The organism is Paenibacillus sp. FSL H8-0259, from assembly GCF_037963255.1.
Lineage (GTDB): Bacteria > Bacillota > Bacilli > Paenibacillales > Paenibacillaceae > Paenibacillus_AQ > Paenibacillus_AQ phytohabitans.
In genome coordinates this window covers 64,258-84,406 of sequence record NZ_CP150147.1, presented here as the reverse complement: position 1 = coordinate 84,406, position 20,149 = coordinate 64,258, and the positions used below count along the sequence as shown (strand labels likewise).

The following is a 20,149-nucleotide window of genomic DNA, read 5'->3' as shown; positions in this document are numbered from 1 at the left end:
ATTTCATGGCGTTCAGGCTTGATCACCTGAAAACTGAATCCGAAACGAATCTGCGTATTAAAAATTTGGATAAGCCCTCGACCGATTAGTATTGGTCAGCTCCATGCATTGCTGCACTTCCACCTCCAACCTATCTACCTCGTCGTCTTCAAGGGGTCTTACTAATTGGGAAATCTCATCTTGAGGGGGGCTTCACGCTTAGATGCTTTCAGCGCTTATCCCGTCCGTACGTAGCTACTCAGCCATGCTCCTGGCGGAACAACTGATGCACCAGCGGTACGTCCATCCCGGTCCTCTCGTACTAAGGACAGCTCCTCTCAAATTTCCTGCGCCCACGACAGATAGGGACCGAACTGTCTCACGACGTTCTGAACCCAGCTCGCGTACCGCTTTAATGGGCGAACAGCCCAACCCTTGGGACCTACTTCAGCCCCAGGATGCGATGAGCCGACATCGAGGTGCCAAACCTCCCCGTCGATGTGGACTCTTGGGGGAGATAAGCCTGTTATCCCCAGGGTAGCTTTTATCCGTTGAGCGATGGCCCTTCCATGCGGTACCACCGGATCACTAAGTCCGACTTTCGTCCCTGCTCGACTTGTTGGTCTCGCAGTCAAGCTCCCTTATGCCTTTGCACTCTGCGAATGATTTCCAACCATTCTGAGGGAACCTTTGAACGCCTCCGTTACTCTTTAGGAGGCGACCGCCCCAGTCAAACTGCCCGCCTGACACGGTCCCCGTACCCGATTAGGGTACCAGGTTAGAACCTAGATACGATCAGGGTGGTATCCCAACGGCGCCTCCGCAGAAGCTTGCGCTCCTGCCTCAACGGCTCCCACCTATCCTGTACAGATCGTACCCAAATTCAATATCAAGCTGCAGTAAAGCTCCATGGGGTCTTTCCGTCTTGTCGCGGGTAACCTGCATCTTCACAGGTATTAAAATTTCACCGGATCTCTCGTTGAGACAGCGCCCAAGTCGTTACGCCATTCGTGCGGGTCAGAATTTACCTGACAAGGAATTTCGCTACCTTAGGACCGTTATAGTTACGGCCGCCGTTTACTGGGGCTTCGGTTCACAGCTTCGGGTTTAACCCCTAACCACTCCCCTTAACCTTCCAGCACCGGGCAGGCGTCAGCCCGTATACTTCGCCTTGCGGCTTCGCACAGACCTGTGTTTTTGCTAAACAGTCGCTTGGGCCTTTTCACTGCGGCCCCCTCGGGCTATTCACCCTACCGAGGCACCTCTTCTCCCGAAGTTACGAGGTCATTTTGCCGAGTTCCTTAACGAGAGTTCTTCCGCGCGCCTTAGAATTCTCTTCTCGCCTACCTGTGTCGGTTTGCGGTACGGGCACCTTCTCCTGGCTAGAGGCTTTTCTTGGCAGTGTGAGATCATGACCTTCGCTACTACAATTTTCGCTCCCCATCACAGCCCAGCCTTAGTGATGTGCGGATTTGCCTACACATCAGCCTCACTGCTTAGACGGACATATCCATCAGTCCGCGTCACTACCCTCCTGCGTCACCCCATCGCTCATAGCGGATTACGGTGGTACAGTAATTTCAAACTGTTGTCCTTCGACTACGCCTTTCGGCCTCGCCTTAGGTCCCGACTTACCCTGAGCGGACGAGCCTTCCTCAGGAAACCTTGGGCTTTCGGCGGATCAGATTCTCACTGATCTTTTCGTTACTCATACCGGCATTCTCACTTGTATGCTGTCCAGCGCTCCTTACGGTACACCTTCAACCTGCATACAACGCTCCCCTACCCCAGATGCAAAGCATCTAGCCATAGCTTCGGTGGTGTGTTTAGCCCCGTTACATTTTCGGCGCAGAGTCACTCGACCAGTGAGCTATTACGCACTCTTTCAATGGTGGCTGCTTCTAAGCCAACATCCTGGTTGTCTGTGCAACTCCACATCCTTTCCCACTTAACACACACTTGGGGACCTTAGCTGATGGTCTGGGCTGTTTCCCTTTTGACAATGGATCTTAGCACTCACTGTCTGACTCCCGGCAAGAAGTTAATGGCATTCGGAGTTTGACTGAGCTTGGTAACCCTTGCGGGCCCCGCACCCAATCAGTGCTCTACCTCCACCACTCCATTCACCGAGGCTAGCCCTAAAGCTATTTCGGGGAGAACCAGCTATCTCCGAGTTCGATTGGAATTTCTCCGCTACCCCCACCTCATCCCCGCATTTTTCAACATGCGTGGGTTCGGGCCTCCAGTGCGTGTTACCGCACCTTCACCCTGGACAGGGGTAGATCACACGGTTTCGGGTCTACGTCCACATACTAAATCGCCCTATTCAGACTCGCTTTCGCTGCGGCTCCGGCTTCTCACCTTAACCTTGCATGTTAAACGTAACTCGCCGGTTCATTCTACAAAAGGCACGCCATCACCCATAGATCGGGCTCTGACTTTTTGTAAGCACACGGTTTCAGGTTCTATTTCACTCCCCTTCCGGGGTGCTTTTCACCTTTCCCTCACGGTACTGTTTCACTATCGGTCGCCAGGTAGTATTTAGCCTTAGCAGATGGTCCTGCTGGATTCATACGGGGTTTCACGTGCCCCGCACTACTCGGGATCCGTCTCGGAGAGAACACAGTTTAGGCTACAGGGCTTTTACCTCTATCGCGGGCCTTTCCAGACCTCTTCGCCTACCATATTCCTTTGTAACTCCATGTGAGACGTCCCACAACCCCAAGAGGCAAGCCCCTTGGTTTAGGCTGTTCCGCGTTCGCTCGCCGCTACTGACGGAATCACTATTGTTTTCTCTTCCTCAGGGTACTTAGATGTTTCAGTTCCCCTGGTCTGCCTCTGCGTATCCTATGTATTCAGATACGAGTAACTGCGAATTACCACAGCTGGGTTTCCCCATTCGGACACCCCCGGATCAAAGCTTGCTTACAGCTCCCCGAGGCAGTTTCGTTGTTCGCCACGTCCTTCGTCGGCTCCTGGCGCCTAGGCATCCTCCGTGTGCTCTTATTAGCTTAACCAATGCGTTTTCCGTTAGGAAAATCGCTGTAGCAACTAATAACTATTTCAACTTGCTTACACAAGTTTCAGCTAAAAGATGTTCTAAAACGCAAATTCGTTTCGGTATCCAGTTTTCAAGGATCAAGGTGCTGAAATTTCGGGACAATCACGATTGTGATGTTCGAAAATTCAGACAGTGTAAAGATGAGAGCTTAAACTCTCAAAACTGACCAACGAGTGAGTAACAGGCCTAAACCTGAGTTTTGGAAGTAATACTTCCGATTTGAATGTCACCGTTGCAGGTGACGATTCTCCATAGAAAGGAGGTGATCCAGCCGCACCTTCCGATACGGCTACCTTGTTACGACTTCACCCCAATCATCTACCCCACCTTCGGCGGCTGGCTCCCTTGCGGGTTACCCCACCGACTTCGGGTGTTGTAAACTCTCGTGGTGTGACGGGCGGTGTGTACAAGACCCGGGAACGTATTCACCGCGGCATGCTGATCCGCGATTACTAGCAATTCCGACTTCATGCAGGCGAGTTGCAGCCTGCAATCCGAACTGAGACCGGCTTTGCTGGGATTGGCTCCACCTCGCGGTTTCGCTTCCCGTTGTACCGGCCATTGTAGTACGTGTGTAGCCCAGGTCATAAGGGGCATGATGATTTGACGTCATCCCCACCTTCCTCCGGTTTGTCACCGGCAGTCACTCTAGAGTGCCCAGCTCGACCTGCTGGCAACTAAAGTCAAGGGTTGCGCTCGTTGCGGGACTTAACCCAACATCTCACGACACGAGCTGACGACAACCATGCACCACCTGTCTCCGATGCTCCGAAGAGGGGCACTATCTCTAATGCTTTCATCGGGATGTCAAGACCTGGTAAGGTTCTTCGCGTTGCTTCGAATTAAACCACATACTCCACTGCTTGTGCGGGTCCCCGTCAATTCCTTTGAGTTTCAGTCTTGCGACCGTACTCCCCAGGCGGAGTGCTTACTGTGTTAACTTCGGCACCAAGGGTATCGAAACCCCTAACACCTAGCACTCATCGTTTACGGCGTGGACTACCAGGGTATCTAATCCTGTTTGCTCCCCACGCTTTCGCGCCTCAGCGTCAGTTACAGCCCAGAAAGTCGCCTTCGCCACTGGTGTTCCTCCACATATCTACGCATTTCACCGCTACACGTGGAATTCCACTTTCCTCTTCTGTACTCAAGTCACCCAGTTTCCAGTGCGACCCCAGGTTGAGCCCAAGGTTTAAACACCAGACTTAAATGACCGCCTGCGCGCGCTTTACGCCCAATAATTCCGGACAACGCTTGCCCCCTACGTATTACCGCGGCTGCTGGCACGTAGTTAGCCGGGGCTTTCTTCTCAGGTACCGTCACTCCGGTAGCAGTTACTCTACCGGACGTTCTTCCCTGGCAACAGAGCTTTACGATCCGAAAACCTTCATCACTCACGCGGCATTGCTCCGTCAGGCTTTCGCCCATTGCGGAAGATTCCCTACTGCTGCCTCCCGTAGGAGTCTGGGCCGTGTCTCAGTCCCAGTGTGGCCGTTCACCCTCTCAGGTCGGCTACGCATCGTCGCCTTGGTGAGCCGTTACCCCACCAACTAGCTAATGCGCCGCAGGCCCATCCCCAAGTGGCAGATTGCTCCGCCTTTCATTCTCTCTTCAGGAGAGGAAAGAAATTATCCGGTATTAGCTACCGTTTCCGGTAGTTATCCCAGTCTTGAGGGCAGGTTGCCTACGTGTTACTCACCCGTCCGCCGCTAAGCATGAATGGAAGCAAGCTTCCATTCAAACTCCGCTCGACTTGCATGTATTAGGCATGCCGCCAGCGTTCGTCCTGAGCCAGGATCAAACTCTCCAAATTGTATTTAGAAAGAGCGATTGCTCATTTTGAAACATCTGACGAGAATTTTCATTCTCTTTTTTGGAAGTCACTTTCGTGATTTCCCACTCACTCGTTGTTCAGTTTTCAAAGATCAAGCTCGTTGTCAGCGCCGCTTACTGCGTCACCAGCAACTCTTATAATATATCACATCCAACCGTTCAATGCAAGCTCTTTTTTTAACTTCTTTTCGAGCTCGGCGTTGATGTTTCGCGGCCAGAAATAGAATATATCATGTATAAAGTCTTATTGCAAGCATTATTTTCAACTAACCGCTAACCATTGTTCCAAGGAAACCGCTTTTGCAGCTCCCTTGGATATTATGGTTACAGATCAGATAATTATTCAGTCTTTGTTGCGCATATGAGGGAACAGCAGTACATCGCGGATAGACGCGGCATTCGTAAGCAGCATGATAAGACGGTCTACGCCGATTCCCAGTCCGCCTGTAGGCGGCATGCCGTATTCCAGTGCACGGATGAAATCATCATCCATCTCATGCGCTTCGTCATTCCCCTGCTCTTTCTCGTGAATCTGCGCCTCGAAGCGCTGACGCTGGTCAATCGGGTCGTTCAGCTCACTGAACGCATTCGCATGCTCACGGGCCACAATAAACAGCTCGAAGCGGTCCGTAAAGCGCGGATCCTGATCATTCTTTTTGGCCAGCGGTGATATTTCTACTGGATGTCCCATTACGAACGTCGGCTGAATCAGCGTTTCCTCTACAAACTGCTCAAAGAATGCGTTAAGAATATGTCCGAAGGTCATATGCTTCTCAACCGGCACACGATGCTCCTTAGCCAGAGCCTGTGCTTCTTCATTCGTCATATGGACCCCGAAGTCTACGCCGGTTACTTCTTTGACAGCGTCCACCATGGTCACACGGCGCCAGCCTGGAGACAGGTCAACTTCTTGCCCCTGGTAGTTAATCACCTGGTTGCCAAGAACCTCCTGGGCGATATGAGCAATCATATTCTCTGTAAGCTGCATGATATCCTTGTAGTCCGCATATGCTTCGTACAGCTCAATCATCGTGAATTCCGGATTATGGCGTGTGGAGATCCCTTCGTTACGGTATACACGGCCGATTTCATATACTTTTTCCAAACCGCCTACGATCAGACGTTTCAGGTGAAGCTCGATTGCGATACGCATATACAGCTGCATGTCCAGCGTGTTGTGGTGTGTAATAAACGGACGGGCGGCGGCTCCACCGGCAATGGTATGCAGTGTTGGAGTCTCTACTTCCAGATAGCCCAGCGAGTCCAGATAACGGCGCATCGATTGGATAATCCGTGAACGCGCAATAAATGTCTGCTGTACTTCCGGATTAATAATCAGGTCAACATAACGCTGGCGGTAACGGAGCTCTACATCCTTCAGTCCGTGATATTTCTCTGGAAGCGGAAGCAGGGATTTGGACAGCACCTCAAGGTTATGCACTTTAATAGAGGTTTCGCCGGTCTTGGTCTTGAACAGGGTACCGCGGATTCCGATAATATCGCCCAGGTCCAGAATGGTGAAAGCTGCGTACTGGGATTCAGAAATGCTGTCCTGGCGGACATAAATCTGAATTTTGCCGCTGAGATCCTGGATGTGCGAGAAGCTCGCTTTACCCATTACCCGCTTAGCCATAATACGTCCTGCCACACTAACCTCAAGCGCCAGCTCGTCCAGTTCCTCATGGGTTAGTCCGTCATACTTGGCCAGAAGATCGCCAGCTGCTGCGGTACGCTCATATTTCTTGCCGAACGGGTCGATTCCCAGCGCGCGGAGCTCGTCCAGCTTACCCCGGCGGATCTGCAGCAGCTCACTTAGTTCACTCTCTGTAGTTTCCACGTTGTTGATTTCTTCCGACATGTTCTTCATCCTCTCTTACTCACGGTATACAAAAGAAGAAACGGCTCCGCCCTCATACCAAGGGGACAGTCCGTTCCAGTACAAAATATAAGCTGTATGTGTTCACCCATATTTTTCGGTTGTTATACGTTGCGCGAAGCCTATAAATTCTTTTCTTTTGAAAAAAGCTCCCCTAAGGAAGCTTTCGGATCCATCTTACTTCATTTTGATATCAAGAATTTTATATTGAATGACGCCTGCAGGGACACTTACATCCACAATGGTACCAATCTTCTTACCGATGATGGCTCTGCCTACCGGGCTCTCATTGGAGATTTTATTATTCAGCGGATCGGATTCGGCGGTTCCGACGATTGTATACTCCATAACGTCTCCGTACTCCATATCCTCAACGTTCACTGTTACTCCGATGCTTACCACATCTGTCACGATCTCATCACTATTAATGATACGCGCGTTGCGCAGCATCTTCTCCAAAGTCAGAACACGTCCTTCGATAAAGGCCTGCTCATTCTTTGCGTCTTCATATTCCGAGTTTTCACTGATATCTCCGTAGCCGATGGCCACTTTAATACGTTCCGCTACCTCGCGGCGTTTTACGGATTTGAGGGTCTCCAGTTCTTCTTCCAGACGCTTAAGTCCGTCCGGTGTAAGGATGACTTCTTTATCGCTCATCTCAACCGATTCTCCTGTCGTATACATTTATTGAAAACACCATACTATATGCGAATCCGGAGGGAACAGAACCCTCCTTCTCCATTGCTCCTGCTGTAACGGCGATTTTATACTGTGAAATTATATTGGAACCGCTACAAAATGTCAATGACGCCCCATATAATGTTTAGCGATATTCAATGATGCAGGCAGGGACGGGTCTGACAATGCGGCAAATCAGGGAATTAAACGGCCGAAAGAGCGCTATCCGCGCCTTCCTGCGCTTCTTCATCCTTAAGCTGAACGACAAAATCACTCAAAATCCGCACCATCTCGTCACGTTTCGTTTCTTCCATAATAACGTCCTTCACCCGGGCTGCTGACTTAAGCCCCTTCAAATACCAGGCCAGATGCTTGCGCATTTCGCGGACCGCCACCGCTTCACCCTTAAGGGCGATCAGACGGTCCATGTGAAGAATGGCCACCTTGATCTTCTCTTCAGCGTCCGGTTCAGGCATCAGCTCTCCGGTACTCAGATACTGAATGGTCCGGTACAGCATCCAAGGGTTGCCCAGCGCCCCCCGCCCGATCATTACGCCGTCACAGCCGGTCTGATCCAGCATCGCCCGCGCATCTTCAGGTGTATTCACATCACCATTGCCGATGACCGGAATGGATACAGCTTCTTTGGCCATCCGGATATACTTCCAGTCGGCATGCCCTGTATAGAGCTGCTCGCGGGTACGGCCATGAACACTGACTGCCTTGCCTCCGGCACGCTCAACTGCACGCGCATTCTCTTCGATAAAGATATGCTCGCTGTCCCAGCCGATCCGCATCTTCACCGTCACAGGTTTATCCACGGCATCCACAACGGCAGATACCATCTCATAAATCTTGTCCGGATTCAGCAGCCAGCGCGCTCCGGCATCACATTTCGTCACCTTCGGCACCGGACAGCCCATATTAATGTCAATGATATCGGCGTTCGTTTCTTTATCCACTATTTTGGCTGCATCAACCAGCGACTCGCGGTCTCCGCCAAAAATCTGCAGACTCAGCGGTTTCTCACGCTCATCCACAAACAGCATCTCGCGGGTACGTGCATTGCCATGCACAATAGCTTTGCCGCTCACCATTTCGGCACAGACTAGACCCGTCCCGAATTCCTTGGCAATCAGACGAAATGCAGGATTACACACGCCGGCCATAGGGGCCAACACCACCTGGTTCTTCATCTCAATATCGCCAATCTTCAACATTCGAATCACTTCCTTATATTGCGGATCAGCTTGAGGAGCTCATGTAGCCGGGTTGGCTAATTCATCGACCGTAACTCCCAGGACATCCGCAATTTTATTTAAAATTTGATCTTCTAAACGTCTATTACCCCGCTCGACCGCACCAAGCACGGCCAAAGATATTCCGACAGAATCCGCCAACTCCTGCTGAGTGTAACCCTTCAGCTTTCGGAACGCTCTAACCCGCCGTCCCATACGTTTGTTGTCCACAAGCGAATTCCTTCCTTTCCGTCTATGTCTTGAAGCGCTGTTGTAATTAAGCCGCGGAATCCGGAAGACTCTTCATTCTGCGAAACGATATCACTAAGCGGTAAGAGCACAAACGCACGCTCCAGCATCCGGGGATGCGGCAGCGTTAAGTCTGGTGTATCCAGGCTCAACCCCTCTACCCAAAGCAAATCCAAATCCACCGTTCTCGGCCCATAGCGGATATCACGTACACGGCCTAACCGGGTTTCTGTCTCCAGCATGACATGAAGCAGAGCCTCCGGAGCAAGCGTAGTACGCAGAGCCGCAGCCATATTAAGAAACTGGGGCTGATCCAGATAACCCACCGGCTCGGTCTCGTATACCGATGAGGTGCGTAGAACTTCAATCTCTTCATGCCGGTCCAGCTGGTTCAAAGCTTCTCTCAGCGTTCCTTCACGGTCGCCCAAATTAGCCCCTAAAGCAATATAAGCCTCTGATGCCTCAGAGGTAGAATGTATATTCATGACTCTGTCTCACTTTCTCGTCCGGCGCAGTTCTACGGTTACTCCCTGAAAATGAATATCGAATGGCGGATGCGGTTTCGTCACCTTGACGGTTACTGCATTGATAACAGTATAAGTGTCCAGTACTGCGGATGCAATATATTCTGCCAAAGCCTCGATCAGCTTGAAGGACTTTGTTTCGACAATTTTTTTGACCAGGAAATGTACTTCGGCATAGTTCACGGTTTGCTCCAGATCATCAGAGAGACCCGCTCCCTGCAAATCAAGCTCCAGCTCCAAATCCACATAATAGCGCTGGCCCAGCTTGCGCTCCTCTTCAAACACACCGTGATATCCGTAGTATTCCATGCGGTGCAGCTTCATTTTATCCATTAAGGGTACCTGCCTTCTCTTGAAAATAGTCTATTCACGCACCGCAGGTGCTGCAGCATATAACATGGCATCGCACATATCTACTGTACGTTTGATTAAAGAGACATCATGCACCCGCACGATCTGGCAGCCCTGGGCAATTCCGAAAGCGACTGTAGCAGCGGTCCCTTCCACAACATCATCCGCCGGCAGATCGAGTGCGGTACGGATGAATTTTTTGCGCGAAGTGGCCAGCAGCAGCGGATACCCAAGCTCCCCCAGTACATCCAAGCCCATCATCGCCTGAAGATTCTCCGTATAATCCTTGGCAAAACCGATCCCGGGATCGAGAATGATATTCTGCGGCTCTACTCCGGCTGTCAGGGCAAGGTTAATGCTCGCGGTTAAATCCTCTGTCATATCGCTGATCAAATCCTGATAATTGCGGTTATGGCGGTTATGCATCAGGATAATCGGACAACCCGCCTGCGCGGCAACTGCCGCCATCTGCGGATCTGCTTTGGCCCCCCAGACATCGTTGATGATATGGGCACCGGCCTGAACCGCACGGCGCGCTACTTCCGCTTTGTAGGTGTCTATAGATAACGGCAGATGAGGCGCAGCACGGTGGATACTCTCGATAACGGGCAGTACGCGTTCCAACTCATCCTCTATTCCTACCGGCTGATGACCCGGACGCGTTGACTCTCCGCCTATATCAATAATATCGGCACCCTCGGCTGCCATTCGCAGTGCATGCTCTACCGCTCTATCCGGATCTGTCCATAATCCCCCATCGGAAAAAGAGTCCGGCGTCACATTGAGGATACCCATGATCAGGGTCCGTTCGCCTAGAATCAGCCTGCCGCTTCCGCAGCGGTAGCTCCGCTTATATATTACCGGCTTCATTCCAGCCTCCCCGCCCTTTCTCTGTAAAGCTTCAGGATTGCATCTGTCCGTTCTCCGCAGCGCCCGCTGCCTATCGTTATCCGCCGGTCCCCGTTCCAGAGCGCCGTTACCGGCACAATCTCCTGCACCGAATTGGTGAGGAAAATTTCGTCAGCCGCCTCAAGCTGCTCCCAGCGGTAAAAGCCTTGTTCTGGATAGAGGCTTGCGGATGCTGCCAGCTCCAGCACCATTTCCCGGGTAATTCCCGGGAGAATGCCTGTAGCTATATCGGGGGTATAGAGCCGGTTATCTGCGACGAAAAAGATGTTGCTCACAATTCCCTCGGATATGTCACCCGCTGCCGTCAGCATCAACCCCTCTGCTCCTCTAGACGCAGACGGGTGTCCGGCCAGCTCACGCTTAGCCAGAATGTTGTTCATATAATGCAGCGACTTCAGTCGCACAGGCCCTTCCGGGGTATTCCGCCGGTGATACAGCAGCTGCAGTTCTTTGCCTTCGCTATACAGGCTGTCCGGCAGTGCCGGCAGCGCTTTGATATACAGCAGCTGATTAGGCTGCTTGTAATCTCCTGCCGGCAGCCCAAGGATATCCTCACCGGCTGTGACTGTATAGCGGACATAAGCCTCGTTAAGCTCATTCTTGTCCATTACAAGCTGAATCCATTCCCGAAGCTGCTGCACATCCGGTGCAAAGGGAATACCCAGCTGCCTGCAGCCCTCTGCCATCCGGTCAAGATGCCTCTGCAGCAGAAAGGGCTCACCCCCGTAGGTGCGGAAGGTCTCAAACAGACCCATTCCGTACAAAAAGCCGTGATCCAGGGCGGAGACCACGGCGTCTTTGGCGTCGACTGCTTTGTTGTTAAGTCCTATATATTTCATGCCGGTTCTCCGGCTCTCCGTTTCAGGAAGTTGCGCAGCATCGTATGTCCATGATCGGTAATGATCGACTCGGGATGGAACTGCACGCCTTCGATCGGGTATTCCTTATGGCGCAAGGCCATAATCTCGCCTTCGGCCGTTTCTGCTGTAATCTCCAGGCAATCCGGCAGACTCTCACGTTCTACAATCAAGGAATGATACCGTGTTGCCGTAAACGGGGACTCCATTCCTTCGAAGACAGAGGTGCCATTATGGTGAATCGGCGAGGTTTTGCCGTGCATCAGGCGTTCTGCCCGGATCACATTACCGCCGAAGGCTTGTCCGATGGCCTGATGACCGAGGCATACGCCAAAGATCGGGATGACTCCTTTGAAATGCTGCAGCAGCTCAAGGCTGATGCCTGCCTCATTCGGTGTACATGGTCCCGGAGAGATCAAAATATGATCCGGTGCCAGGGCCTCAATCTCCTGAATACTGATCTCATCGTTACGGGATACCTTAACGTCCTCCCCCAGCTCACCCAGATATTGCACCAGGTTATACGTAAAGGAATCATAATTATCGATGACCAAGATCATACTGCGCTTCCTCCTTCGGTGCCGGAGGTAGTCCGCAATTCCTGCCCGCGTTCACTGCAGAGAATCGCCTTCACTACCGCTTTGGCTTTGTTGTGGCATTCCCGGTACTCCCGGTACGGATCCGAATCGATCACAATACCCGCTCCTGTCTGAATGTAGCCGATTCCGTCCTTCACGGCCAGTGTACGTATAATTATATTTAATTCCATATTGCCATTATAGTCAATCCAGCCCATGGATCCAGTATATGGACCCCGGCGGACCGGCTCCAGCTCTTCAATAATTTCCATGGTGCGCACCTTGGGCGCGCCGGTGATCGTGCCGCCGGGGAATAAGGCGGCAATGACATCGTAAGCATCCTTGCCGGGTGCGGCGATGCCCTCCACCTGCGAGACGAGATGCATCACATGTGAGTATCGCTCCACGGTCAGCAGCTCCGGCACGCTGACCGTCCCGTATGCAGCGACACGGCCGATGTCGTTGCGCTCGAGATCGACAAGCATAACATGCTCGGCGATCTCCTTCTCGCTCCCGCGCAGCTCCGCCTCCATGGCGGCGTCCTCCGCGGGAGTGTGGCCCCGGCGCCGGGTACCGGCTATGGGGCGGGCGCTGACCTTGTCCCCGTGCAGCTTCACGAGCAGCTCCGGCGAAGCGCTGGAGAGGGCGAAGCCGGGCGTGCGGAGCAGCCCCATGTACGGGGACGGGTTGAGTCTGCGCAGCCACTCGTAGACATCCTCCGGCGAGGACTGCAGCTGCGCCTGCTGGCGCAGCGATAGGTTCACCTGGAAGACATCACCGGCACGGATGTATTCCTGAACATTCAGCACGGCCTGCTGGAATTGCTCCGGCGAGAAATCCGAGCTCATGCCTGGCCATTCTCCGGTGACACTAGCTTCAGTATCAATCAGGCAGGCAATGTCAGCATACTGGGCGGCGGCAGCTGCTTCAGAAGAAGCAGGTACCATGATACGCTGCCACTCCTCCAGCATTCGCTCCGCACGGCTCACAGCATCAAGATACATGGCATGCAGCTCAGCCCTGTTAGCGGATATCACAGCCTGAACAGGTACATGTACTGCACAATACACAATATCCTCGTGATGGTCATAGATCCACAGCTCTTCCAGCCTCATGAACAGATAATCCGGGAAATCGGGATCCCTCTTGGCACAGGACGGCAGCTTCTCCAGAGAGCGGACTACATCATAGCCGAGAAATCCGATACAACCTCCGGTGAAGGGCGGCTGCCCGTCGAACGGTACGCGGGGTGAGACATAATCCTTCATCCACTCCTGCAGCACTTTCAGCGGTTGCCCTTGAAGCAGCTCCGTAGCTTCAGGTTCAGCTTGTGCCTGTCCCACAGCCGCATCAGACAGACTGAAGAGCTCTGCGGTATCTCCAATGCCCTTTATGACTGAAACCGGACGCAAGCCCAGATATGTATAACGTCCGCCCTTACCGCTCTCCAGGACCACGGAATATGGTGAAGCCATCTCCCAGGCTCTCTGCCAGCTGCCCGGCAATCCCCCTTTCTCCTGCCGTGAATGAAGGACCAGCGGAAGAACGCTCCAGGCTTCGTCCGCCCATTGTTCCCACTCCTGCCAAGCCGTTAAGATCTCCACATTTATCCCCCTAAAGTTTTGTGAAGCATAGCCTCGAAAGCATACGCTGGCTTCTACGATAGTTTATTGCCTGTCAGTATACTGTACATCCGGTTACTTTGAAAAGCCCGTAAACCTGATAAATGCTTATTATTCAGAAAAAGAGCCTGCGATATCCCTATGGAAGCGGATCGCAGGCTCTTCTGAATTGCTGGTTCTCAGCAATTATACTTCAAAGTTATACAGCGGTGTGCTCAGATAACGTTCGCCGTTACTTGGGATAATAACAACGATCTTTTTGCCTGCGCCCAGTTCCTTAGCTACTTTGAGGGCAGCGAATACAGCAGCTCCGGAAGAAATACCGGACAGAACGCCTTCCTCTTTGGCTACACGGCGGGCCGTTTCGAAAGCTTCGTCATTCTCTACATGAATGATTTCATCATAGATATCCTGGTTCAGGATTTCAGGAACGAAGTTGGCACCGATCCCCTGGATTTTGTGGGGACCCGGTTTGCCTCCGGCCAGAATTGGAGAAGCTGCAGGTTCTACAGCATAGATCTTCACATCAGGATACTGGCTCTTCAACACTTCACCTGCACCACTAATCGTTCCGCCTGTACCGACACCTGCGATGAACGCATCCAGGGGTCCGCCAATGGATTCGATTGCTTCCACGATCTCCGGTCCAGTGGTCTCGCGGTGAATCTTCACGTTGGCTTTGTTCTTAAACTGCTCTGCAAGGAAGTAATCCGGATTCTCACTGAGGATTTGCTCAGCTTTCTTAACTGCCCCGTTCATCCCTTCAGATCCTGGAGTCAATACCAGCTCAGCACCATAAGCACGCAGCAGGTTGCGGCGCTCAAGGCTCATCGTTTCAGGCATAACAATAATCGCCTTGTAGCCTTTGGCAGCAGCAACAAGCGCCAGGCCAATCCCTGTATTACCGCTGGTCGCTTCTACAATGGTGCCTCCAGGTTTCAGGGAACCGTCTTTCTCAGCTTCTTCCACAATGCTGATAGCGATGCGGTCTTTCACACTTGAACCCGGATTTTGATATTCCAGCTTCAAGTAAATTTCTGCGGAACCCTCCGGAACAATCCGACCCAGACGAACGAGCGGTGTACCACCGATCAAATCTGTTACACTGTTGACGACTTTAGCCATGAGCAAAAACCTCCTTGGGATGATAGATGAATTGGGTGCGGAACCTGTGACAGTTATGATCAGCATATGTTGTGCCGCTTATTATTTCCGACTAAATCAGTAGGTTTTACATTTAATCTCATATTATCAATCTTGCAGGCTGTTGTCAATATATATTGCTGTAGCGTATTTGGCACGCAAATCGCTTTCCACCTGCTGCAGGGGCGCCGCCTGTTCCAGCGCCAGCTCCTGGCGGATCAGCCCTCGGAGCTCATCCTGATCCGGCTTCCCGGGATCAATAAGCTTCTCCAGCCGGATCACGGCATAACCGCCTTCGACCTGAAGCGGCCCTGCGATGTCTCCAGCCTCAAGGCCCGCTGCTGTCTTCAGCAGCTCCTCCGGCCAGAACGGATCATTCTCCTCCACTGTTCCGATATTACCGCCATGCTGGCGGCTCTCCTCATCTGTGGATACCTCTCTGGCCAGGCCGGCGAAATCCTCTCCCTGCTCCAGGCGGTCCATAACCTGATTAGCCCCGTTATAGGTTGCCTGCTTAATCATAGAGAGCTGCATTTGCTTCCTGGGAGTGAATCTCTCGGCGTTTTGGGCCAAATAATCATCAATTTCAGTTTCACTGACCGTAATACCGGTGGTGGCTACCGCCTGAAGCGTCAGCCGGTACGCGGTTTCCTCGTGCAGCTCCTGGCGGGAAAGACCAAGCTCAGACTGCATCTGGTCATAATACTGCTCCTCCGAGCCGTAGCCGGACATGCCGCGCTTCAATTCCTGCTCAATCTCCTCATCGGTCACCGAAATACCGAGAGCTTTGGCTTCCTTGCCAACAACGATATGATTAAGCATGCCCAGCAGCACTTCATCTCCATGCTTTTTTTTGAGTTCATCTATCCATTCCCGGTCCGTGACCGGCTGGCCTCCGGCGGCAGCAATATCCGAAGCCTCCCCGTCTGCAGCCTCTCCCTTAAGCAGGGCCATTGCACGCAGGCTCCAGAATAAAAGACCTCCAAGCATTAAGGTCGCGACGGCGAGTAATATAACGGTATTGCGCAGCGCGCGCTCCTGTCTTGTCATCATCTCATAGCCCTACGATTTCGCTTGATCGAGGATTACCTGCAGTTCATCCTTGTTAAACACATAAGCTTCATTACAGTAATGACATATAACTTCAACCTGATCATCTTCTTCGATCAGCTGCTCCAGTTCGTGCTGGCCCAGACTGACCAGTGTCTCTTCTATCCGCTCACGCGAGCATTGACAGACAAAAGAGATCTCGAGTTCATCAAGGACTACAGCATCCGGCAGCAGCAGGCGAAGCATCTCTTCAGGCTCAAGGCCCTGGTCCAGGATCGCCGTCACTGAAGGCATCGCTCCGACGGCATGCTCAATCTCGGTGATCTCTTCATCTGTCAGGCCGGGCAGCAGTTGAATGATGAATCCTCCGGCAACTCTTACCGAATTATCTGTCTCCACCAATACACCCAGCCCTACAGCAGCAGGCGTTTGTTCCGAAATGGCAAAATAATAAGTGAAATCCTCGCCCAGTTCTCCTGAGACAATGGGCACACTGCCGCGATACGGCTCTTTCATTCCCAGATCCTTGCTGATATCAATGAACCCTTCCGTACCCACAGCACCTGCGACATCCAGCTTGCCAAGGCTATTGCTCGGCAGATGAACATGCGGATTACTCACATAACCGCGAACCTCACCCAGGGCATTGGATTCGGCCGTAATCTGTCCGAGCGGCCCATTCCCTTTGACCATAATCGCCAGCTTCTCCTGACCCTTGAGCATAGCGCCCATGATGGCTGCGGCGGTTACAGTACGGCCAAGCGCAGCTGTAGCTGTCGGATAGGTATCATGTCTGCGCCGCAATTCGTCGACAAGTTCTGTTGTCCGGACTGCGAACGCTCTGACCTTCCCGTTCATGGCAGTTCCCCGGATAAGCCGATCCTTCTTTTTTTCCATTGGGTGCTTACTCCTCCTATCTGTCTGTATAAGGTTTCATTTCATGATTATTTGTTACGGTTGTAAATAATACGTAATCCTTCCAGCGTCAGCATCGGGTTAACCTCATCAATGCAATCTGTCTCGCCGGCAATCAGCGGAGCAAGCCCCCCTGTAGCAATAACCTTGAGAACGGGCGCATTCATCTCCAGCTTAATGCGTCTTACAATTCCCTCTACCTGGCCGGCATAGCCAAAAATAATTCCTGCCTGCATCGCGTGGACAGTATTGCGCCCGATAACCTTCTTGGGCTTCTCCAGCTCAATCCGCGGCAGCTTGGATGCCCGCTGATATAAGGCCTCTGTAGAGATCCCCAGACCCGGCACGATTGCCCCGCCAAGATAGTTCGCTCCGGCATCAATACAGTCAAACGTAGTTGCCGTACCAAAGTCAACGACCACGAGCGGGCATTTATACTGCTCAATCGCCGCAACGGCATTTACAATCCGGTCTGCGCCCACTTCGCGCGGATTCTCATAACGCAGATTAAGCCCGGTTTTGATTCCGGGGCCTACGAGCAGCGGGTCTTTGCCGATATATTTTACGCACATTTCCACGATAACCTGAACCAGCGGCGGAACAACCGAGGAGATGATGACACCCTCTACATCTTTAAACGATATATTCGACATGTGGAACAGATTATGAATCAGGACACCATATTCATCCACAGTCGATTGACGCGCTGTGCTAAGCCGGAAATGATGAAGCAGCTCAGGCCCCCGGTAGACTCCAAGCACGATGTTCGTATTCCCGATATCAACGACAAGTATCATTAGAGATTTCCGCCTTTCTTGCCATTCAGATCCAGACTGATATCAAGACTGGCGAAGGAATAGGTAAGCCGGCCTACAGAAATAACATCTACACCCGATTCTGCAATCCCGCGTACCGTTTCCAGAGATACATTGCCTGAAGCCTCGATTTTGACATGCCGCGCTTTGGTTCTAATTCTTCTTACTGCTTCCGCCATCAGCTCAGGTGACATATTATCAAGCATGATAATGTCCGCCCCCGCAGCGAGTGCTTCCTCTACCTGCTCCAGGCTTTCCGTTTCCACTTCGATCGTCATGGTGTGGGGGATATTGGCCCGGGCGCGCCCTACCGCCTGACGAATGCCTCCGGCGCCCTTGATATGATTATCCTTAATCATTACCGCGTCATACAAGCCGAAGCGGTGATTGGCTCCTCCGCCTATGCGGACAGCATACTTCTCCAGCATCCGGTGACCTGGTGTTGTCTTGCGGGTATCCACCAGCCGGGTTGGCAGACCTTGAAGCTCTTGCACGAATGACGCCGTCCGCGAGGCCACACCGGACAGCCGTTGCATCAGATTAAGGGCGAGCCGTTCGCCTGTAAGAATGGCATGCGTGCTGCCCTCGACTTCAGCGATGACCGTGCCCTTGGACACCGGCTGGCCTTCTTGTACCAATGCCGTAAATACGAGTGTCGGGTCTACTACCTCAAAAACCAGTTCAGCCACGGGAATTCCGCAGATTACTCCGTCCTCTTTGGCATGGATAATCCCCTTGGATTCATGTCCCTGGGGTATAGTGGTACGTGTTGTGATATCCCCTGATCCGACATCCTCCTGCAGCCACCCCTTAATAGACTGGAGCAGTTCTTCATTATAGCCATTAAACATCATCACTTAATTCCTCCACTATTCCCAGTTCGCGAATCTGGAGCAGATGCTTCTGCCACTCTGCATCATTCCGCAGCGGATAATCCTCGCGATAATGAGCGCCGCGGCTCTCCTCCCGTGCCAGCGCTGATTCGGTAATCAGCAGGCAGCACGTAAGCATATTAGCGAACTCGTATTCTTCACGTTTGGTAAGTGCCGCATTAAAAATCGGCAGCTGACGCTTTAATTCATCCAGTCCTTTAATCAGCATTTCCTGGTTCCGCCGCAGTCCGGCGTAGCGTACCATAACCTTTTGCAGCTTCAGACGCCGCTCCACAATAGCCTGGGTAGGCGACTCCACCCGGCCTTGGTCACAGCCTGCCGATACTGTATCCCGCCCAAGCGGCGGGAGCTGACGGATGCGCTCTACGATCCGGCGGCCAAAGACAATCGCTTCCGACAGAGAATTACTGGCCAGCCGGTTGGCTCCCTGTACCCCTGTAGACGAAACCTCGCCACAGGCAAACAGGCGGGAAACGGTGCTCTCCCCGTTCAGATCGGTCTTGACGCCCCCCATCATATAATGCGCAGCAGGAGCCACTGGAATCCAGTCACTTGTAATATCCAGTCCATAACTCATACAGGTCTCATAGATCGTCGGGAAGCGGTGTTTGACCATATCCGCTGATTCATGTGTAATATCAAGGTAGACAAAGGTGGATTTGGTCAGCTCCATCTCGCTCACAATCGCCCGGGCCACAATATCGCGCGGGGCCAGTTCCAGCAGCTCATGGTACCTTTCCATAAACCGGTCTCCGTTGATATTGCGCAGCACAGCGCCTTCACCGCGCACTGCTTCCGAGATCAGGAAGCGCGGGGCTCCCGGATAACTGAGCGCTGTCGGGTGGAACTGGATGAATTCCATATCCCGTACATGGGCTCCAGCCCGGTAAGCAATGGCTACACCGTCACCGGTTGCCACTTCGGGATTGGTCGTATACCGGTATAATTGCCCTGCTCCGCCTGAGCATAGAATGGTTGCATCGGCCTGCAGGAACAAACGTCCGCCTCCCGGACGCTGTACCAATGCCCCCACGCATTCCCCGTCTACGGTAATCAGATCAATGACATAATGGTCATCCCATACCTCGATATTCTTATGCTGCTCTGCCTGCTCAGCCAAGGCGCGGACAATTTCATAGCCTGTAGCATCCCCATTCGCATGCAGAATACGGCGGTGGCTATGTGCCGCCTCTTGCGTTAACGCAAGCTCGCCATTCTCCTTGTCGAACTTCGTCCCGAGCCGGATGAGTTCGCGGACGCCTTCCGGACCTTCATTCACCAGTACATCAACAGCCGCAGAGGAGTTTAGCCCTGCACCGGCCATCAGGGTATCCTGACGATGATATACCGGAGAATCGTCGTCTGAGAACACAGCGGCAATCCCCCCTTGGGCATACCGTGTATTGCTCTCCATGACTGTCTTCTTCGTAATCATAATGACCTTCCGGTCTTCACTGGCTTTGATCGCTGTGAACAAACCGGCAATGCCTGAACCAATCACAATACAATCTGTCTTAATTACAGGAAGCCCCTGAAGATCGAAATCAACCAAATATTGTGGAATCATGACCGCTTTTC

General features: G+C 52.4%; 16 protein-coding genes and 2 rRNA genes. All 18 read right to left on the bottom strand.

Going from position 1 to position 20,149, the window contains the following annotated elements; genetic code table 11:
* Positions 1 to 65: 65 nt before the first annotated feature.
* The 18 genes from NSU01_RS00385 to nadB all read right to left on the bottom strand — a co-directional run bounded on the left by NSU01_RS00385 (position 66) and on the right by nadB (position 20,138).
* Positions 66 to 2,996: ribosomal RNA gene (locus tag NSU01_RS00385) — 23S ribosomal RNA — on the bottom strand.
* Positions 2,997 to 3,295: 299 nt separating this feature from the next.
* Positions 3,296 to 4,853 (bottom strand): 16S ribosomal RNA (locus tag NSU01_RS00380).
* Together the 16S and 23S rRNA genes form the textbook arrangement of a ribosomal RNA operon.
* A gap of 363 nt (positions 4,854 to 5,216) precedes the next feature.
* On the bottom strand, positions 5,217 to 6,731 hold the full coding sequence (gene lysS, locus NSU01_RS00375; RefSeq protein ID WP_042132703.1) for a lysine--tRNA ligase: 1,515 nt from the start codon (positions 6,729 to 6,731) through the stop codon (positions 5,217 to 5,219).
* A gap of 195 nt (positions 6,732 to 6,926) precedes the next feature.
* The gene (greA, locus tag NSU01_RS00370) at positions 6,927 to 7,406 is read right to left on the bottom strand and encodes a transcription elongation factor GreA (RefSeq protein ID WP_039309541.1); all 480 of its coding nucleotides are present in this window, start codon (positions 7,404 to 7,406) and stop codon (positions 6,927 to 6,929) included.
* 224 nt (positions 7,407 to 7,630) lie between these two features.
* Entirely contained in the window at positions 7,631 to 8,647 is a 1,017-nt protein-coding gene (gene dusB, locus NSU01_RS00365; RefSeq protein WP_042132702.1) for a tRNA dihydrouridine synthase DusB, read from the bottom strand.
* 39 nt (positions 8,648 to 8,686) lie between these two features.
* Positions 8,687 to 8,881, bottom strand: coding sequence for a helix-turn-helix transcriptional regulator (locus tag NSU01_RS00360; protein WP_216626407.1), 195 nt, complete (start codon positions 8,879 to 8,881; stop codon positions 8,687 to 8,689).
* A complete protein-coding gene (gene folK, locus NSU01_RS00355) occupies positions 8,848 to 9,399 on the bottom strand; it encodes a 2-amino-4-hydroxy-6-hydroxymethyldihydropteridine diphosphokinase (protein ID WP_039309538.1) in 552 nt (183 codons plus the stop codon). Before folK ends, NSU01_RS00360 begins: the two co-directional genes overlap by 34 nt.
* Before the next feature lie 9 nt (positions 9,400 to 9,408).
* Entirely contained in the window at positions 9,409 to 9,771 is a 363-nt protein-coding gene (folB, locus tag NSU01_RS00350; RefSeq protein WP_039309536.1) for a dihydroneopterin aldolase, read from the bottom strand.
* 30 nt (positions 9,772 to 9,801) lie between these two features.
* Complete coding sequence (folP, locus tag NSU01_RS00345) at positions 9,802 to 10,659, bottom strand: dihydropteroate synthase (protein WP_076248567.1); 858 nt, start codon at positions 10,657 to 10,659, stop codon at positions 9,802 to 9,804.
* Positions 10,656 to 11,537 carry an aminotransferase class IV gene (locus tag NSU01_RS00340; RefSeq protein ID WP_076248565.1) on the bottom strand — a complete coding sequence of 294 codons (882 nt, stop codon included), beginning with the start codon at positions 11,535 to 11,537 and terminating at the stop codon, positions 10,656 to 10,658. The genes folP and NSU01_RS00340 overlap by 4 nt, the downstream gene beginning before the upstream one ends.
* On the bottom strand, positions 11,534 to 12,115 hold the full coding sequence (pabA, locus tag NSU01_RS00335; RefSeq protein WP_076248563.1) for an aminodeoxychorismate/anthranilate synthase component II: 582 nt from the start codon (positions 12,113 to 12,115) through the stop codon (positions 11,534 to 11,536). The genes NSU01_RS00340 and pabA overlap by 4 nt, the downstream gene beginning before the upstream one ends.
* Complete coding sequence (locus tag NSU01_RS00330) at positions 12,112 to 13,737, bottom strand: anthranilate synthase component I family protein (RefSeq protein WP_076248561.1); 1,626 nt, start codon at positions 13,735 to 13,737, stop codon at positions 12,112 to 12,114. Before NSU01_RS00330 ends, pabA begins: the two co-directional genes overlap by 4 nt.
* Positions 13,738 to 13,941: 204 nt before the next feature.
* Positions 13,942 to 14,880: a cysteine synthase A gene (gene cysK, locus NSU01_RS00325; protein ID WP_042132698.1), complete on the bottom strand. Its 939-nt coding sequence runs from the start codon at positions 14,878 to 14,880 to the stop codon at positions 13,942 to 13,944.
* Positions 14,881 to 15,006: 126 nt separating this feature from the next.
* The gene (locus tag NSU01_RS00320; RefSeq protein WP_083705754.1) at positions 15,007 to 15,951 is read right to left on the bottom strand and encodes a peptidylprolyl isomerase; all 945 of its coding nucleotides are present in this window, start codon (positions 15,949 to 15,951) and stop codon (positions 15,007 to 15,009) included.
* A 9-nt stretch (positions 15,952 to 15,960) separates the two neighbouring features.
* Positions 15,961 to 16,845, bottom strand: a complete 885-nt coding sequence (gene hslO / locus NSU01_RS00315) for an Hsp33 family molecular chaperone HslO (RefSeq protein WP_042132697.1) — start codon at positions 16,843 to 16,845, stop codon at positions 15,961 to 15,963.
* 47 nt (positions 16,846 to 16,892) lie between these two features.
* Positions 16,893 to 17,660, bottom strand: coding sequence for a type III pantothenate kinase (locus tag NSU01_RS00310; protein WP_039309527.1), 768 nt, complete (start codon positions 17,658 to 17,660; stop codon positions 16,893 to 16,895).
* Positions 17,660 to 18,532: a carboxylating nicotinate-nucleotide diphosphorylase gene (nadC, locus tag NSU01_RS00305; protein ID WP_076248557.1), complete on the bottom strand. Its 873-nt coding sequence runs from the start codon at positions 18,530 to 18,532 to the stop codon at positions 17,660 to 17,662. The genes NSU01_RS00310 and nadC overlap by 1 nt, the downstream gene beginning before the upstream one ends.
* Positions 18,522 to 20,138 carry an L-aspartate oxidase gene (gene nadB, locus NSU01_RS00300; protein WP_039309525.1) on the bottom strand — a complete coding sequence of 539 codons (1,617 nt, stop codon included), beginning with the start codon at positions 20,136 to 20,138 and terminating at the stop codon, positions 18,522 to 18,524. The genes nadC and nadB overlap by 11 nt, the downstream gene beginning before the upstream one ends.
* Positions 20,139 to 20,149 lie beyond the last annotated feature (11 nt).

What these genes read in the sequence shown, in the direction of transcription:
- lysS (WP_042132703.1), bottom strand. Translation starts at nt 6,731, where the DNA reads ATGTCGGAAGAAATCAACAACGTGGAAACTACAGAGAGTGAACTAAGT.
- greA (WP_039309541.1), bottom strand. Translation starts at nt 7,406, where the DNA reads ATGAGCGATAAAGAAGTCATCCTTACACCGGACGGACTTAAGCGTCTG.
- dusB (WP_042132702.1), bottom strand. Translation starts at nt 8,647, where the DNA reads ATGTTGAAGATTGGCGATATTGAGATGAAGAACCAGGTGGTGTTGGCC.
- NSU01_RS00360 (WP_216626407.1), bottom strand. Translation starts at nt 8,881, where the DNA reads ATGGGACGGCGGGTTAGAGCGTTCCGAAAGCTGAAGGGTTACACTCAG.
- folK (WP_039309538.1), bottom strand. Translation starts at nt 9,399, where the DNA reads ATGAATATACATTCTACCTCTGAGGCATCAGAGGCTTATATTGCTTTA.
- folB (WP_039309536.1), bottom strand. Translation starts at nt 9,771, where the DNA reads ATGGATAAAATGAAGCTGCACCGCATGGAATACTACGGATATCACGGT.
- folP (WP_076248567.1), bottom strand. Translation starts at nt 10,659, where the DNA reads ATGAAGCCGGTAATATATAAGCGGAGCTACCGCTGCGGAAGCGGCAGG.
- NSU01_RS00340 (WP_076248565.1), bottom strand. Translation starts at nt 11,537, where the DNA reads ATGAAATATATAGGACTTAACAACAAAGCAGTCGACGCCAAAGACGCC.
- pabA (WP_076248563.1), bottom strand. Translation starts at nt 12,115, where the DNA reads ATGATCTTGGTCATCGATAATTATGATTCCTTTACGTATAACCTGGTG.
- cysK (WP_042132698.1), bottom strand. Translation starts at nt 14,880, where the DNA reads ATGGCTAAAGTCGTCAACAGTGTAACAGATTTGATCGGTGGTACACCG.
- NSU01_RS00320 (WP_083705754.1), bottom strand. Translation starts at nt 15,951, where the DNA reads ATGATGACAAGACAGGAGCGCGCGCTGCGCAATACCGTTATATTACTC.
- hslO (WP_042132697.1), bottom strand. Translation starts at nt 16,845, where the DNA reads ATGGAAAAAAAGAAGGATCGGCTTATCCGGGGAACTGCCATGAACGGG.
- NSU01_RS00310 (WP_039309527.1), bottom strand. Translation starts at nt 17,660, where the DNA reads ATGATACTTGTCGTTGATATCGGGAATACGAACATCGTGCTTGGAGTC.
- nadC (WP_076248557.1), bottom strand. Translation starts at nt 18,532, where the DNA reads ATGATGTTTAATGGCTATAATGAAGAACTGCTCCAGTCTATTAAGGGG.
- nadB (WP_039309525.1), bottom strand. Translation starts at nt 20,138, where the DNA reads ATGATTCCACAATATTTGGTTGATTTCGATCTTCAGGGGCTTCCTGTA.